Genomic DNA, 12,350 nt, shown 5'->3' with positions numbered 1-12,350 from the left:
CGCGTCCGGCTCAGGCGTCCGGCTCAGGCGTGCTTGAGCGTCCTCCACGAGACGACCGCGGCGGCCAGCGCGATGACGATCGCCGCGGCGGAGGTGTACTGGACGCCCAGGTCGAACGCCGACCGCGCCGACTCGAGCAGCCGCTCGCCGACCATGTTCGGGTAGAACGAGGCGAACTCCACCGTGCCGCCGAGGGTCTCGAACGACCCGTGGCTCTCGCCCCACTGCGCCACCGCGGGGTAGGTCAGGTGGGCGCGGTAGGTCGACGTGAGCACGGTGCCGAGCACCGCGGTGCCGAGCACCGCGCCGATCTCGTACGCCGTCTCGGAGATGGCGGACGCCGCTCCGGCCTTGGACGACGGGACGCTCGAGAGCATCAGGTCGTTGGTCAGCGTCTCCGCCATGCCGATGCCGATGCCCATCACCGTGAACGCCACCGCGATCGAGACGACGGTCGGCGTACCGATCATCGCCGTGATGGCGTAGCCGGTGGCGGACGCCACGAAGCTCGCCGTCACGAGCAGCCGGGCGGGCACGACCTGCACCAGGCGCACCGCCACGAAGCCCGCGATCACCGTCGCCGCCAGGCCCGGCAGCAGCACCAGCGCGGCGTCCATCGCGGACAGCCCGAGCACGAGCTGCAGCAGCTGCGCGCCGAGGAACAGGAAGCCGGTGAGGCCCATCAGGCTCAGCAGGTTGGCGACGATCGCCCCGCTGAAGACCCGATTGCTGAACAGGGTCATGTCGATCATCGGCGACGCGCTGCGGCGCAGCCGGCGCACGAGCGCCCAGCCGGCGCCGATGCCGACTGCGAACGCGATCAGCGTCAGGTCGGTCAGCCCGTGCTCGGCGACGTTCTTGATCGCGAAGACCGTCGGGAGCATCGCGACGAGCGACAGGCCGATCGCCGGGAGGTCGAGCGGTCCCGGCTCCGGGTCGCGCGACTCCGGCAGGAGCAGCAGCGCGAGCGGGACCAACGCGATGATGATCGGCACGTTGATGAAGAAGACCGATCCCCACCAGAAGTGGCCGAGCAGCCAACCGCCCAGGACGGGGCCCAGCGCGGCGCCGCCGGAGAACATCGCGGCCCAGGTCGCGATCGCCATGCGGCGGTCACGGGCGTCGTGGAACACGTTGCGGATCAGCGACAGCGTCGACGGCATGAGCGTCGCACCGAACACGCCGAGCAGGAAGCGCGACGCCAGCAGCATCTCGGGCGACTGGCTGTACGCCGCCAGGAGCGAGGCGCCGCCGAAGCCGACCGTGCCGATCAGGAGCAGCCGCCGGCGGCCGAACCGGTCACCGATGCTGCCCATCGCGATGAGGAGGCCGGCGAGCATGATCGCGTAGAGGTCGACGATCCACAGCAGCTGCGTGCCGCTGGGGCGCAGGTCGACGCTGATCGCGGGCAGCGCGAAGCTCAGGACGGTGTTGTCGACCGAGACCATGAGGACAGGGAGCATGAGCACGGCCAGCGCGGCCCATTCACGCGATCCGGCCCTGTGCGTGGTCATGGTGCTGTCGTGTGCGGTGCCATCGGGCACGGTGCTGTCGATCGTGGTCATGTCGTCCTCCTCACGGTGATGTGGTGTCCGGACAACTTTACCGTCCAGCCGGTACAGTAACGACCAGATGGCTGGTGATATTCCTCTCTGTAGAGTGAGCCCATGCCGGCCACGGAGCGTTCGACGCGCGACCGCTTGCTCGATGCCTTCGAGACGCTGCTCGTCTCCGCCGGAAGTCGCTCGGCGACGCTCGACGCCGTCGCCGGCGAGGCCAACGTCTCCAAGGGCGGGCTGCTCTACCACTTCCACAGCAAGGACGAGCTCGTCGAGGGCATGCTGACCCGGCTCCGTGAACAGGGGCGCGCCGACGTCGAGAAGATGCGCACGGCGTCCAAGGGTCCCGTCGACTTCTACCTGCGGACCTCGATCAACACCGGCAGCGACTTCGACCGCGCGCTCATCGCGGCCGGTCGCATCGCCCAGGAGAACGACTCCCGGGCGGCCGCGGCCCTCGCCGACCTCCGCGAGGGCTGGTTCACGGTGCTGCTCGACCACCTCGACGACGAGTCGCTGGCCCGCACGATCCAGCTGATCGGCGACGGGCTCTACTTCGACGACACCACCGGCCTCGCCGAGAAGAACGCCCTCAAGCACGTCCGCGACGTGCTGAAGCGGCTCGGGGCGATGTAGCCCACCACGACTGTTCACCTCGCGGGTGAGCGACGTGCACGCACTCGTCACCCCGAGCGCGTCGGCTGGAGGCATGACACTCCTACAGCAACCTGTCCGCCGGATGGTTCACGTCATCGGGGCCGCCGCACTCGCGACCGGCATCACGGCCGTCCCGACCATGGCCTCCGCGTCCACCGCGACGGCGGTCAAGGCCGACCGCCCGTCCCGCACCCAGACCATCACGGTGTTCGCGCACCGCGGTGCGTCCGGCTACCGTCCCGAGCACACGCTCGCGTCGTACGAGCTGGCGATCCGCCTGGGCGCCGACTACATCGAGCCCGACCTCGTGAGCACCAAGGACGGCGTGCTCGTCGCCCGCCACGAGAACGAGATCAGCGGGACAACGGACGTGGCGGACCATCCGGAGTTCGCCGACCGCAAGACGACGAAGTCCATCGACGGTGTGCCGATCTCGGGGTGGTTCACCGAGGACTTCACGTTGCGCGAGCTGCGCACCCTGCGCGCCAAGGAGCGCCTGCCCTCCGTCCGGCCGGCCAACACCCGCTACGACGGCCGCTACCAGGTGCCGACGTTCGACGAGGTGCTCGACCTCGCCCAGCGCGAGAGCCGCAAGCGCGGTCGGACGATCGGCGTCGCGCCGGAGACCAAGCACCCGACGTACTTCCGGTCGATCGGCCTGCCGCTGGAGCGTCCGCTGCTCCGCGAGCTGCGTCGTCACGGGCTCGACTCGGCCCGCTCGAAGGTCGTGATCCAGTCGTTCGAGACCAGCAACCTGCGCAGCCTCGCCCGGGAGACCCGTGTCCCGCTGGTGCAGCTCACCTCGGCCCAGGGCGCCCCGTTCGACCTCGTGGCGAAGGGCGACCCGCGGACGTACGCCGACATCATGTCGCCTGCCGGTCTGAAGGACGTCGCGCGCTACGCCACGTGGCTCGGGCCGGAGAAGAACAGCGTCATCCCGCGGGACGCGCAGGGCTTCCTCGCCGAGCCGACGCCCGTCGTGAAGGACGCGCACCGGGCCGGCCTGAAGGTCGTGGTCTACACCTTCCGCGACGAGAACCAGTTCCTGCCCGCCGACTTCCGCGACGGCACCGACCCCAACGCCAAGGGTGACATCTTCGGCGAGCTGCGGGCGTTCTTCGAGGCCGGCGTCGACGGCGTCTTCGCCGACCAGCCCGACAGCGCCGACGCCGCTCGCGACTGGTGGGCCGACCGCCCCTGACCCACCTCCGCTGACGAGAGCGTCACCGCCCCACGACGAGACCCTTTCGGCCCCTTCGCGAGAGGGTTGCCGCCCCGAGCAGGGGCGGGAACCCTCTCCTCGAGGGGCCGAAAGTGTCTCGTCAGCGGTGGGTCAGTTCTTGCGGAGCTTGAGGAAGATGCTCGGGCCGAAGTTGTTCTTGGCCAGACGCTTCTGGGTGATGCGCTCCGCGGCGAGCATGACGCTCTTGGGCAGCGCCTTCTTCAGCTTCTGGCTGCGCAGGTTGGAGACCGAGAGCTTGCTCTCGAGGACCAGACCTGCGGACGCCAGCTGGCCGACCACGGTGTCGATGTTGTGGTTGACGAACGCGATCGCGTCGGGCTCGTCGGCCTTGACCGTGCGGATGCTGACCGGCTCGACCGGGAGGGGCTTGCCCTCCTTCTTGTGCCGGCGACGGTTCTTAAAGTGGCCATAGTTGGCGACCTCGATGATCGCGGTGCCGCCGGGCGCGAGGACCCGGGAGATCTCGGCGAACTCCGCCGACGGCTCGGGCAGGTGGTGCATGACCCGGACCATCGTGATCAGGTCGAGCTCGCCGTCGGCGAACCGGAGGTCGTCAGCCTGCATCTGCACCTGCTTGATGTCGGTGCCGGCCAGCACCTTCTTGGCCGCCTCGAGCTGCGTCGCCGCGGGCTCGGCGAGCGTGACCTCGTCGGAGAACGTCCGCAGGAGCAGGCAGAGTCGACCGAAGCCGCCGCCGATGTCGGCCGCCTTGCGGTAGTGGTTGCCCCGGAGCAGGCGGCGGATCGCGATGTGCTCCGCGCCGTTCTCGTAGTCGCGGTTGTCCCAGTACTTGGTGTAGTCGTAGTCGCGCTCGTACTGGTTGGCGACCTTCTTGGAGGGCTGTGCGTTGTCGTCAGTCACGCCGTGAACCCTAGCAACCACAGACGTCGACGAAGAATCAGCCGAACGTGCGGGCGCCGAACACCGGGGTCTCCTTGGCCGCACCGGCCTTGCGGGCGATCGTGGTGTTGCGGGACTTGAACATCCGCGCCTGCAGCCGGCGCTCGAGCCGGTACGTCGAGCGGAGGCTGCCGCGACGCGTTCCGTAGACGAGGCGCTTGGTCGCGGCGACCGAGTCGGGCGAGCGCTCGACGATCCGGTCGACCAGATCGAGGGCAGCCGCCAGCGGATCCTCGCTCGCCTCGGTCGCCAGGCCGAGCTCGGCGGCCCGCGCGCCGCTGAGCTGCTCCCCCGTCATCGCCAGCCGCATGAGCACGTCGGCCGGCAGCAGCTCGCTGAACGGCACCGTGCCGGCCATGTCGGGCACCAGGCCCCACTTGGCCTCGAGGATCGACCACGTCGCATCCTCGGTGGTGAACCGGAAGTCGGCGCACGACACCAGCTGCAGCCCCGCGCCATAGCAGTGGCCCTGCACGACGGCGATGACCGGGACGGGCAGCTCACGCCACACCTGGTTGACCCGCTGGAAGCGGTTGACCGTGTGGGGACCGGCGAAGAAGAACCGGGCGACGCGCTTCTTGTCCTTGAACGCCGCACCGAAGTCGAGGCCCGCGCAGAACGACCGCCCCTTGCCCTGCAGCACCACGGCGCGGACGTCACGGTCGGCGCGCAGGGCCGTCGCCGCGGCGATCAGCTCGTCGATCGTGTCGAGGTCGATCCCGTTGAGCTTGTCGGGTCGGTTGAGCGTCACGTAGGCGACGGGGCCGTCGATCTCGGTGATCACGCGAGCATCGGACGAAGGCGTTGAGGTCATGCCCAGATGTTACCGGTCAGTAAACATGACTCACACATGTTTGAAAGTGCAACCGCTGGGGCACAGACACCCCATGGTCAACGTCAACCGCCTCCCCGGACCCATGATCGACGCCTATGAATGGCAGTACGAGGGTGTCTGCATGGGAGTGGACAGCTCAGTCTTCTTCTCGCCCGAGGCCGAGCGCGGTGCCAAGCGCGAACGTCGCGAGGAAGCCGCCAAGCAGCTGTGCTTCCGCTGCCCGGTCATCGACCGGTGCCGCGAGCACGCGCTGGCCGTCCGCGAGCCCTACGGCGTCTGGGGCGGCATGACCGAGGGCGAACGAGCCGCGCTCGTCCGTCAGGAGAAGATCGCCAGCTGATCCCCCCGCGCTCGTGCGGTCGTCAGGTCTCGGGGGCCTTGACGACCGCACGTCCATTTCCGAAGGAGTCTCATGACTGCACTGAACGGCAAGAAGATCGCCTTCCTCACCTCCCAGGTCGGGGTCGAGAAGGTCGAGCTCACCTCACCGTGGCAGGCCGTCCTCGACGCCGGCGGCATCCCGACACTGATCGCGCCCGCCGACGAGGCGGTCCAGTCGATGGTCGGTGACGTCGACAAGGACGACACGTTCGACCCTGACCTCACCGTCGCCGCCGCGTCGGCCGACGACTTCGACGCGCTGGTCGTCCCGGGCGGCACGGTCAACGCCGACAACGTCCGCGGCGACGACGCATCCGTAGCGCTGGTCAAGGCCTTCGTCGCGGCCGGCAAGCCGATCGCCGCGATCTGCCACGGCCCGTGGGCCCTGGTCGAGGCCGGCGTCCTGCCCGGCAAGACGCTGACGTCCTTTCCGACCCTGCGCACCGACGTCACCAACGCCGGCGGCAGCTGGGTCGACGAGACCGTCTTCCACTGTCCGGCCGGAGGCTGGGACCTCGTGACCTCCCGCAACCCGGACGATCTCGACGCCTTCAACGCCACCCTCACCGACGTCTTCGCGAAAGCCTGAGGCCCCATGCCTGCCACCCGTACGCCCAGCACGTCCGCCAAGATCCTCTACCGCCCGGTCGGCATCGTCAGCTCGATCGTCGGCGGTCTCGTCGCCAGCCTGCTGTTCAAGCAGGTCTGGAAGCGCGTGAGCGCCGGCGAGGGAGCCGACCCGCCCGGCCCGCTGGAGTCGGAGTACGCCTTCAAGGAGATCCTGCTCGCGGCCGTGCTGCAGGGCGCGATCTACTCCGTCGTCAAGACCGTCATCCAGCGCCAGGGCGCCAAGGGGTTCCAGCGCGCCACGGGCGAGTGGCCGGGCAGCTGATCATGACCGCCGCCAGAGGGTTGTTGACGGACGCGTTCGGTCGCATCCGTGCCGACATCGACGCGATCCTCGACGACCTCGACGAGGCCGCGCTGTCGCGCCGCCTCACGCCTGGGTCCAACACGATCGGCTGGCTGCTCTGGCACCTGCTCCGGGTGCAGGACGACCACTTCGCCGACGTCGCCGGCACCGAGCAGGTCTGGACCGCGCTGGGCTGGTACGACCGTTTCGACCTGCCGTTCGACGCGATGGCGACGGGTTACGGACACTCCACCGACGAGGTTGCGGCGGTCCACGTCAGCCCCAGCCTGTTGGCGGGCTACTCGCACGACGTCCACGACGCGTCGCAGCGACTGATCGACTCCCTCGACGACGCAGCTCTTGCGCGCGTCGTCGACGACCGGTGGGACCCCCCGGTGACCCTCGGCGCGCGCCTCGTCAGCGTCATCGGCGACGACCTGAAGCACCTCGGCCAGGCCGAGTACGTCAAGGGAGCCATCCGATGAGGGAGCACACATGAGCGAGACCCCGAGCAGCCCCGCCGACCAGGATCCGCCGGACGACGACGCGCCCGAGCTCCTCGACCCGACGGGCTACGGTCCCGAGGACGTGATGGGCAACGGCCCGGTCGCCGGCGATCCCTCACCCGATCCGGTGCCGGCTGGTGAGCCGGGCGATCCCGAGCTCGACGCGGACGCCGAGACCGAGCCCACCGCCTGAGGCAGCAGCGCTGACCCCGTCCCTCCCTAGGATGTGCGGGTGCAGTTGCCCCGCTGGATCCCCCTGTCCTGCGGCGTGGCCCTCGCGGCCGCGCTGTGCCTCGGCCTGCTCGCCGCACCGGCCGGCGCAGCCTCGAAGGACCCCCGGTCCACCCGCGCGTTCTTCGTCGACCCCTACATGCCGGCTGCCCAAGCGGCCAAGGCCGACCCGCGCTTCGCCGCGATCGGCAACCGGCCGCAGGCCCTGTGGCTGACCGACTACTACCCGCTCAAGGGCACCAAGCGTGTCGTCGGCATCAAGCAGGCGGCCGCCGACTACGCCAACCGCGCCCTGGAGAAGAAGCGCACCCCGGTCGTCGCGCTCTACGCGATCCCCGACCGCGACTGCGGCCTCTACTCCTCCGGCGGCTTCAAGGCCGGCACCTACAAGCAGTGGGTCAAGCTCGCCGCCGCGGGCCTCAAGGGCAAGAAGGCCATCGCGATCCTGGAGCCGGACGCCCTAGCGTTCTACGGCTCGAGCCTGTGCAAGAACGCGGGCGACCGCCTCGCCCTGCTGCGCTACGCCGCCAAGAAGCTTCACGACGCCGGCGTCTGGGTCCACATCGACGCGGGGCACCACATCTGGCAGCCGGCGGGCGAGGTCGCCTCGCGGCTCGTCAAGGCCGGCGTCGCCCCGTACGCCAAGGGGTTCTCGCTCAACGTCGGCAACTACCAGCGCACGAAGGACGAGATCGCGTACGGCAACCAGGTCGTGAGCGAGCTGCGCAAGCGCGGGGCGAAGGGCAAGCGCTACGTCATCGAGACCGCGCGCAACGGCGCCGACAACCCGCCGGCCGACGGCAACGACACCTGCAACCCGTGGGGCCAGCGCATCGGCACGAAGGCCGAGTGGCCCCGCATGGTCCGCCAGGGCAACCTCGACGCCTACGTCTGGATCAAGCACCCCGGCGAGTCGGACGGACCCTGCAACGGCGGCCCGGGGTCGGGCGCGTGGTGGCCTGAGGGAGCGCTGCGCCTCATGGGTCTTGCCTGACCCGACCTGACACGTCGAGCGCGATCTTGCCGCACACCTCGCCGGCGCCCAGGCTCCGCATCGCGGCACGGACGTCGTCGAGCCCGTGCACCGCGTGCAGGTGCGGGCGCAGACCGTGGTCGGTGACGAGCTCGGCGATCCGCGCGAGGTCGGCACCGTCCTCGCGGGACGTGAGCATGACGAACCGCTGCCGGGCCGGCAGCATGCGCAGCGCCTGCCGCATCGGTCGCCCGTAGCCGCCGGTCCACTCGCCGCCGCTCTCGGCGCCGACGAAGACGATCGTGCCGGTCGGGCTCGTCACCCGGCGCAGTGCCGCCAGGCTCGCCACTCCGGCGATGTCGATGACCGCGTCGTACGTCTCGCTGCCGCTGGTCGGGTCCTCGACCGCGTGGTCGATCACCCGGTCGGCGCCCCACGACCGGACCCGGTCGGCCTTGGCCGCGCTGCAGACCGCGGTGACCCGCAGGCCCCGGATCGCGGCCATCTTGACCACGAAGCTCCCGACCCCGCCCGAAGCCCCGATCACGAGGACCCGAGCCCCGGCGTCGACGCGCGCGGCGTCGAGCGCCTGGATTGCGGTGAGGCCCGAGATGCCCAGAGCGGCGGCCTCCGGAGCGCTGAGCCCGGGTGGAGCCGCGGCGAGCTTGGTGGCATCGGCGACCGTGCGCTCCGCGAGCGACCCGCGGGCGATGCCGAAGACCTCCTGGCCGACGGCCCACCGGGTCACCGACGCACCGACCTCGACCACCGTGCCGGCAGCGTCGAGCCCCGGCACGCGTCGACGCGGCCGTCGCAGGCCGAAGAACAGACGCAGCAGCCGGGGCGTGCCCGTCATCAGGTGCCGGGTGCCTCGGTCGATCGCCGCGGCGTGCACCTCCAGGAGCACCTGGTCGGGGCCGACGGACGGGGTGTCGACCTCTCCCACCGTGAGGACGTCCTCCGTCCCGTAGGTCTCCTGCACGATCGCTCGCACCATCTCGTCCTCCTGCTGGACTCTATAACGTACAGCGTACGTTAGTGCTACCGTGGCGATGTGTCCACCGCCGCCCGCGCTCCGCGCAACTCGTTGAGCCGTGACCGCCTGGTGAAGGAGGCGCTCGAGCTCGCCGACGCCGACGGGGCCGACGCCCTGACGATCCGCGTCCTGGCCGCGCGGCTGCAGGTCAAGCCGATGGCGATCTACAACCACGTGGCGGACAAGCGCGAGATCCTCGACGCCCTCGTCGACGCGGTCTTCGCCGAGACCTACCTACCGACGACGACCGGCCCGTGGCGGGACGAGCTCGAGCACCGGTGCCGGTCGATGCACGAGGCGCTGCGGCGACACCCCTGGGCGGTGTCGTTCCTCGAGAGTCGCCCCACGCCCGGGCCGGCGACGCTGCAGCACCACGAGGCGGTGCTCGACGTGCTCCGCACGGCGGACTTCAGCCTGCCGGCCACGGCCCATGCCTACGCCGCCCTCGACGCCTTCGTGTTCGGCTTCGCCCTGCAGGAGTCGATGCTGGACGACGTGGGGCTCGCCGAGCCCGAGCAGCTCCTCGCCGGGCTGGATCTCGCCGGCCTGCCGCGCATGGCCGAGTTCGCCGCAGGTCATGTGATGCAACCGGGCTACGCCTTCGTCGACTCGTTCGAGGTGGGCCTGGCGATCGTCCTCGACGGCATCGCCGTGCTCGAGGGTCTTCAGGGGCCGACCGATGTCGCCTGACGGCTCGGGGCTCGCCCACCTCGTCCACGGGCATCCACCGGACACGGCCCGGTCGGCGATCGGCGACCTGACGATCCCGGCCGTACTGCTGCGGGCCGGGCAGGCCGACTGGTCACAGCTGGTGCACGTCTACACCGCCCACGGCCCCACCGTGGCCTTCAGCTCCCGAGACCTGCGGTCGCCGGGGATCACGCGGGCCACCGCGATCGCAAGGGACGCGGGCTTCGAGCCGGCGGTCCGGGCTCCGGGTGGCCGGATGGTCGCGTACGACTCGGGGGCCGTCGTCATCGACCACCTGACCCGGTCGTCCGACCTGCGTCAGGCCGGGAGCACGACGTTCGCCGGCCACGCCGAGAGCCACGTCCGCGTCCTGCGCGCCCTCGGCGACGTCGACGCGCGGGTCGGCGAGGTGGAGGGCGAGTACTGCCCCGGCGAGTTCAGCGTCAACATCGGCGGGCAGGCCAAGGTCATCGGCTCCGCCCAGCGCATCACCGGCACCGGGGCGCTGTTCAGCACCGTCGTGCAGGTCGTCGTCCCCGACGCCGTGCGCCGCGTCATCGTGGACGTCTCCGCGGCGCTCGGCTACGAGCTGCGCGAGTCGTCCATCGCGGGTCTCGCCGACTTCGCGTCGACCCCCACGACCGCCAGCGTGGCCGACGCCCTCGCCGCCGACTACCGCCATCGCCTGTCGACGACCGACGCAGACCTGCCCCAACCCGTCGTGGCCCACGCGGCTGAGGCGGCACGGACCCCACGCCTGGACGCGCCGTTCGAGGTCGACGCGTGGAGCCGCGCGAACCCCCTGCGCCTGGTGTGAGGTGGAACGCGTTCCACCCCGTCACCAGAACGAGAAGAGGGCCCCGACCAAAGACCGGTCGGAGCCCCACATCTTTCGTGTGCGCGAGGGGGGAGCCGTCAGCTCCGCTGCGCTCCGGCTCCTCCCAAATCCACTGGTCGTACAAAAGATGTTGGGCCCCGACCAAAAACCGGTCGGGGCCCAACATCTTTCTTGTGCGCGAGGGGGGATTTGAACCCCCACGCCCTTGCGGACACTGGCACCTGAAGCCAGCGCGTCTACCATTCCGCCACCCGCGCATCGGTCCCGGAGGACCGAGTGAAGAGTCTAACATTCCTTCAGGGGTGCCAATCCCCGTGGTTGCCCCTGCGGAAAGTCGCATCTCTCGCCTCTCCCGATACGATCACTGGGAACACCACGACGCAAAGAAGAGGTGAAGGCTGATGGCGGGGGTGCTGCAGCGGTTCGAGCAACGGCTCGAGGGCGCCGTCACAGGTGCCTTCGCGCGCGCATTCCGCAGCGCCGTGCAGCCTGTCGAGATCGCGGCTGCCCTGCAGCGCGAGGTCGACAACTCGGCCCACATCCTGTCGCGCGAGCGGATGCTGGTGCCCAACGACTTCACGGTCGAGCTGTCACCGCCCGACTTCGATCGGCTCAACCCGTTCAGCAGCACGCTGTCCGACGAGCTCGCGACGCTGGTCAAGGAGCACGTCGTCGAGCAGCGTTACACGATGGCCGGCCCGCTCGAGATCTCGTTCAAGAAGACCGGGGAGCTCAGCACCGGACGCTTCCGCGTGCGCAGCCGCACCAACGCCGCGGTGACCCCGGTCGCGGGGCAGCGGATGACCGAGACGGCGGTGCGCTCGTCCAACGTCATCCTCGAGGTCAACGGCATGCGCCACCCCCTCGACGCGCCCGGTGTCGTGATCGGTCGCGGCAACGAGGCCGACCTCAAGATCGACGATCCCGGCATCTCGCGGCGCCACGCGCAGATCAAGATCCACCAGAGCGGTGCCGAGACCACGGTCACGGTCGTCGACCTCGACTCGACCAACGGGGTCGTCCTCAACGGCCACAAGGTCGCGACAGGCGTCGTCAGCAACGGCTCGGAGATCCGGCTCGGCAACACCGTCATCGTCATCCGCACGATCGAGGCCACCTGATGTCCGAGCTCACCCTGACCCTGATCAAGCTCGGCTTCCTCGCCGTGCTGTGGCTGTTCGTCCTGTCGGCGGTCTCGGTCATCCGCTCCGACATCTTCGGCACCAAGGCGCCGTCGACGCCGCGACCGGCCAAGCAGAAGGCCCCGTCGACCAAGACCCGCAAGGCACCGCGCGGCGTCCCGACCAAGCTGCAGGTCGTGTCGGGGCCCAACACCGGCCAGAGCGTGCCGCTCAGCGACAAGCCGATCCTGCTGGGCCGTGGCACCGACGCCGCGATCCGGCTCGACGACGACTACGTCTCGACCCGCCACGCCCGCTTCGCCACCAACGGCGAGCAGTGGTTCGTCGAGGACCTCGGGTCGACCAACGGCACCTACCTCGGGAGCCAGCGCATCACGACCCCCATCCCGATCGGGCTCGGCATCCAGGTGCGGCTCGGCAAGACCATCGTCGAGCTGCAGAAGTAG

At 70.0% G+C, this 12,350-nt stretch carries 16 protein-coding genes and 1 tRNA gene; 12 read left to right on the top strand and 5 right to left on the bottom strand.

Going from position 1 to position 12,350, the window contains the following annotated elements; all coding sequences use genetic code 11:
- Positions 1-23 precede the first annotated feature (23 nt).
- A complete protein-coding gene (locus HQK15_RS04430) occupies positions 24-1,565 on the bottom strand; it encodes an MFS transporter (RefSeq protein WP_254450669.1) in 1,542 nt (513 codons plus the stop codon).
- Between the two features lie 102 nt (positions 1,566-1,667).
- Here HQK15_RS04430 and HQK15_RS04425 point away from each other — a divergent pair, with 102 nt between their 5' ends.
- Both HQK15_RS04425 and HQK15_RS04420 read left to right on the top strand, forming a co-directional pair.
- Positions 1,668-2,195 carry a TetR/AcrR family transcriptional regulator gene (locus HQK15_RS04425; RefSeq protein WP_173490187.1) on the top strand — a complete coding sequence of 176 codons (528 nt, stop codon included), beginning with the start codon at positions 1,668-1,670 and terminating at the stop codon, positions 2,193-2,195.
- Between the two features lie 103 nt (positions 2,196-2,298).
- Positions 2,299-3,417, top strand: coding sequence for a glycerophosphodiester phosphodiesterase (locus HQK15_RS04420; RefSeq protein WP_173490186.1), 1,119 nt, complete (start codon positions 2,299-2,301; stop codon positions 3,415-3,417).
- A gap of 132 nt (positions 3,418-3,549) precedes the next feature.
- On the opposite strand, the gene HQK15_RS04415 is transcribed toward HQK15_RS04420, so the two are convergent.
- Together HQK15_RS04415 and HQK15_RS04410 are read right to left on the bottom strand one after the other, a co-directional pair.
- Positions 3,550-4,320 (bottom strand): class I SAM-dependent methyltransferase, encoded by a 771-nt coding sequence (locus tag HQK15_RS04415; protein WP_173490185.1) that lies wholly within the window; start codon positions 4,318-4,320, stop codon positions 3,550-3,552.
- A gap of 37 nt (positions 4,321-4,357) precedes the next feature.
- The gene (locus HQK15_RS04410; protein ID WP_173490184.1) at positions 4,358-5,173 is read right to left on the bottom strand and encodes a crotonase/enoyl-CoA hydratase family protein; all 816 of its coding nucleotides are present in this window, start codon (positions 5,171-5,173) and stop codon (positions 4,358-4,360) included.
- A gap of 73 nt (positions 5,174-5,246) precedes the next feature.
- On the opposite strand from HQK15_RS04410, the gene HQK15_RS04405 reads away from it, so the two are divergent.
- From HQK15_RS04405 to HQK15_RS04380, 6 genes are all read left to right on the top strand, one after another.
- A complete protein-coding gene (locus tag HQK15_RS04405; protein ID WP_173490183.1) occupies positions 5,247-5,534 on the top strand; it encodes a WhiB family transcriptional regulator in 288 nt (95 codons plus the stop codon).
- 72 nt (positions 5,535-5,606) lie between these two features.
- On the top strand, positions 5,607-6,164 hold the full coding sequence (locus HQK15_RS04400) for a DJ-1/PfpI family protein (RefSeq protein ID WP_173490182.1): 558 nt from the start codon (positions 5,607-5,609) through the stop codon (positions 6,162-6,164).
- 6 nt (positions 6,165-6,170) lie between these two features.
- Entirely contained in the window at positions 6,171-6,467 is a 297-nt protein-coding gene (locus HQK15_RS04395) for a DUF4235 domain-containing protein (RefSeq protein WP_173490181.1), read from the top strand.
- Between the two features lie 2 nt (positions 6,468-6,469).
- On the top strand, positions 6,470-6,973 hold the full coding sequence (locus tag HQK15_RS04390) for a mycothiol transferase (protein WP_173490180.1): 504 nt from the start codon (positions 6,470-6,472) through the stop codon (positions 6,971-6,973).
- A 10-nt stretch (positions 6,974-6,983) separates the two neighbouring features.
- Positions 6,984-7,187: a hypothetical protein gene (locus HQK15_RS04385; protein WP_173490179.1), complete on the top strand. Its 204-nt coding sequence runs from the start codon at positions 6,984-6,986 to the stop codon at positions 7,185-7,187.
- Between the two features lie 39 nt (positions 7,188-7,226).
- A complete protein-coding gene (locus HQK15_RS04380) occupies positions 7,227-8,219 on the top strand; it encodes a glycoside hydrolase family 6 protein (protein ID WP_173490178.1) in 993 nt (330 codons plus the stop codon).
- On the opposite strand, the gene HQK15_RS04375 is transcribed toward HQK15_RS04380, so the two are convergent.
- Positions 8,203-9,195 (bottom strand): NAD(P)-dependent alcohol dehydrogenase, encoded by a 993-nt coding sequence (locus HQK15_RS04375; protein WP_217361337.1) that lies wholly within the window; start codon positions 9,193-9,195, stop codon positions 8,203-8,205. The two genes, HQK15_RS04380 and HQK15_RS04375, sit on opposite strands and share 17 nt — an antisense overlap.
- A gap of 57 nt (positions 9,196-9,252) precedes the next feature.
- Here HQK15_RS04375 and HQK15_RS04370 point away from each other — a divergent pair, with 57 nt between their 5' ends.
- The gene (locus HQK15_RS04370; protein ID WP_173490177.1) at positions 9,253-9,924 is read left to right on the top strand and encodes a TetR/AcrR family transcriptional regulator C-terminal domain-containing protein; all 672 of its coding nucleotides are present in this window, start codon (positions 9,253-9,255) and stop codon (positions 9,922-9,924) included.
- Positions 9,914-10,741 (top strand): lipoyl protein ligase domain-containing protein, encoded by an 828-nt coding sequence (locus HQK15_RS04365; RefSeq protein WP_173490176.1) that lies wholly within the window; start codon positions 9,914-9,916, stop codon positions 10,739-10,741. The genes HQK15_RS04370 and HQK15_RS04365 overlap by 11 nt, the downstream gene beginning before the upstream one ends.
- Positions 10,742-10,936: 195 nt before the next feature.
- Here the strand turns inward: HQK15_RS04365 and HQK15_RS04360 are convergent.
- Positions 10,937-11,019, bottom strand: a tRNA-Leu gene (locus HQK15_RS04360).
- Between the two features lie 144 nt (positions 11,020-11,163).
- Here HQK15_RS04360 and HQK15_RS04355 point away from each other — a divergent pair.
- Together HQK15_RS04355 and HQK15_RS04350 are read left to right on the top strand one after the other, a co-directional pair.
- Positions 11,164-11,883, top strand: a complete 720-nt coding sequence (locus tag HQK15_RS04355; RefSeq protein WP_173490175.1) for an FHA domain-containing protein — start codon at positions 11,164-11,166, stop codon at positions 11,881-11,883.
- Complete coding sequence (locus tag HQK15_RS04350; RefSeq protein ID WP_173490174.1) at positions 11,883-12,350, top strand: FHA domain-containing protein FhaB/FipA; 468 nt, start codon at positions 11,883-11,885, stop codon at positions 12,348-12,350. Before HQK15_RS04355 ends, HQK15_RS04350 begins: the two co-directional genes overlap by 1 nt.

Origin of the sequence: Aeromicrobium stalagmiti (assembly GCF_013283745.1) — a bacterium.
Taxonomy (GTDB): Bacteria; Actinomycetota; Actinomycetes; order Propionibacteriales; family Nocardioidaceae; genus Aeromicrobium; species Aeromicrobium stalagmiti.
This window is presented reverse-complemented; position numbering and strand designations above follow the sequence as displayed.

Excerpts from the sequence above, each read along its gene's own strand:
- HQK15_RS04400 (WP_173490182.1), top strand. The coding sequence starts at position 5,607 with ATGACTGCACTGAACGGCAAGAAGATCGCCTTCCTCACCTCCCAGGTC.
- HQK15_RS04420 (WP_173490186.1), top strand. The coding sequence starts at position 2,299 with ATGGTTCACGTCATCGGGGCCGCCGCACTCGCGACCGGCATCACGGCC.
- HQK15_RS04385 (WP_173490179.1), top strand. The coding sequence starts at position 6,984 with ATGAGCGAGACCCCGAGCAGCCCCGCCGACCAGGATCCGCCGGACGAC.
- HQK15_RS04355 (WP_173490175.1), top strand. The coding sequence starts at position 11,164 with ATGGCGGGGGTGCTGCAGCGGTTCGAGCAACGGCTCGAGGGCGCCGTC.
- HQK15_RS04425 (WP_173490187.1), top strand. The coding sequence starts at position 1,668 with ATGCCGGCCACGGAGCGTTCGACGCGCGACCGCTTGCTCGATGCCTTC.
- HQK15_RS04350 (WP_173490174.1), top strand. The coding sequence starts at position 11,883 with ATGTCCGAGCTCACCCTGACCCTGATCAAGCTCGGCTTCCTCGCCGTG.
- HQK15_RS04365 (WP_173490176.1), top strand. The coding sequence starts at position 9,914 with ATGTCGCCTGACGGCTCGGGGCTCGCCCACCTCGTCCACGGGCATCCA.
- HQK15_RS04395 (WP_173490181.1), top strand. The coding sequence starts at position 6,171 with ATGCCTGCCACCCGTACGCCCAGCACGTCCGCCAAGATCCTCTACCGC.
- HQK15_RS04375 (WP_217361337.1), bottom strand. The coding sequence starts at position 9,195 with ATGGTGCGAGCGATCGTGCAGGAGACCTACGGGACGGAGGACGTCCTC.
- HQK15_RS04430 (WP_254450669.1), bottom strand. The coding sequence starts at position 1,565 with ATGACCACGATCGACAGCACCGTGCCCGATGGCACCGCACACGACAGC.
- HQK15_RS04405 (WP_173490183.1), top strand. The coding sequence starts at position 5,247 with ATGGTCAACGTCAACCGCCTCCCCGGACCCATGATCGACGCCTATGAA.
- HQK15_RS04390 (WP_173490180.1), top strand. The coding sequence starts at position 6,470 with ATGACCGCCGCCAGAGGGTTGTTGACGGACGCGTTCGGTCGCATCCGT.
- HQK15_RS04410 (WP_173490184.1), bottom strand. The coding sequence starts at position 5,173 with ATGACCTCAACGCCTTCGTCCGATGCTCGCGTGATCACCGAGATCGAC.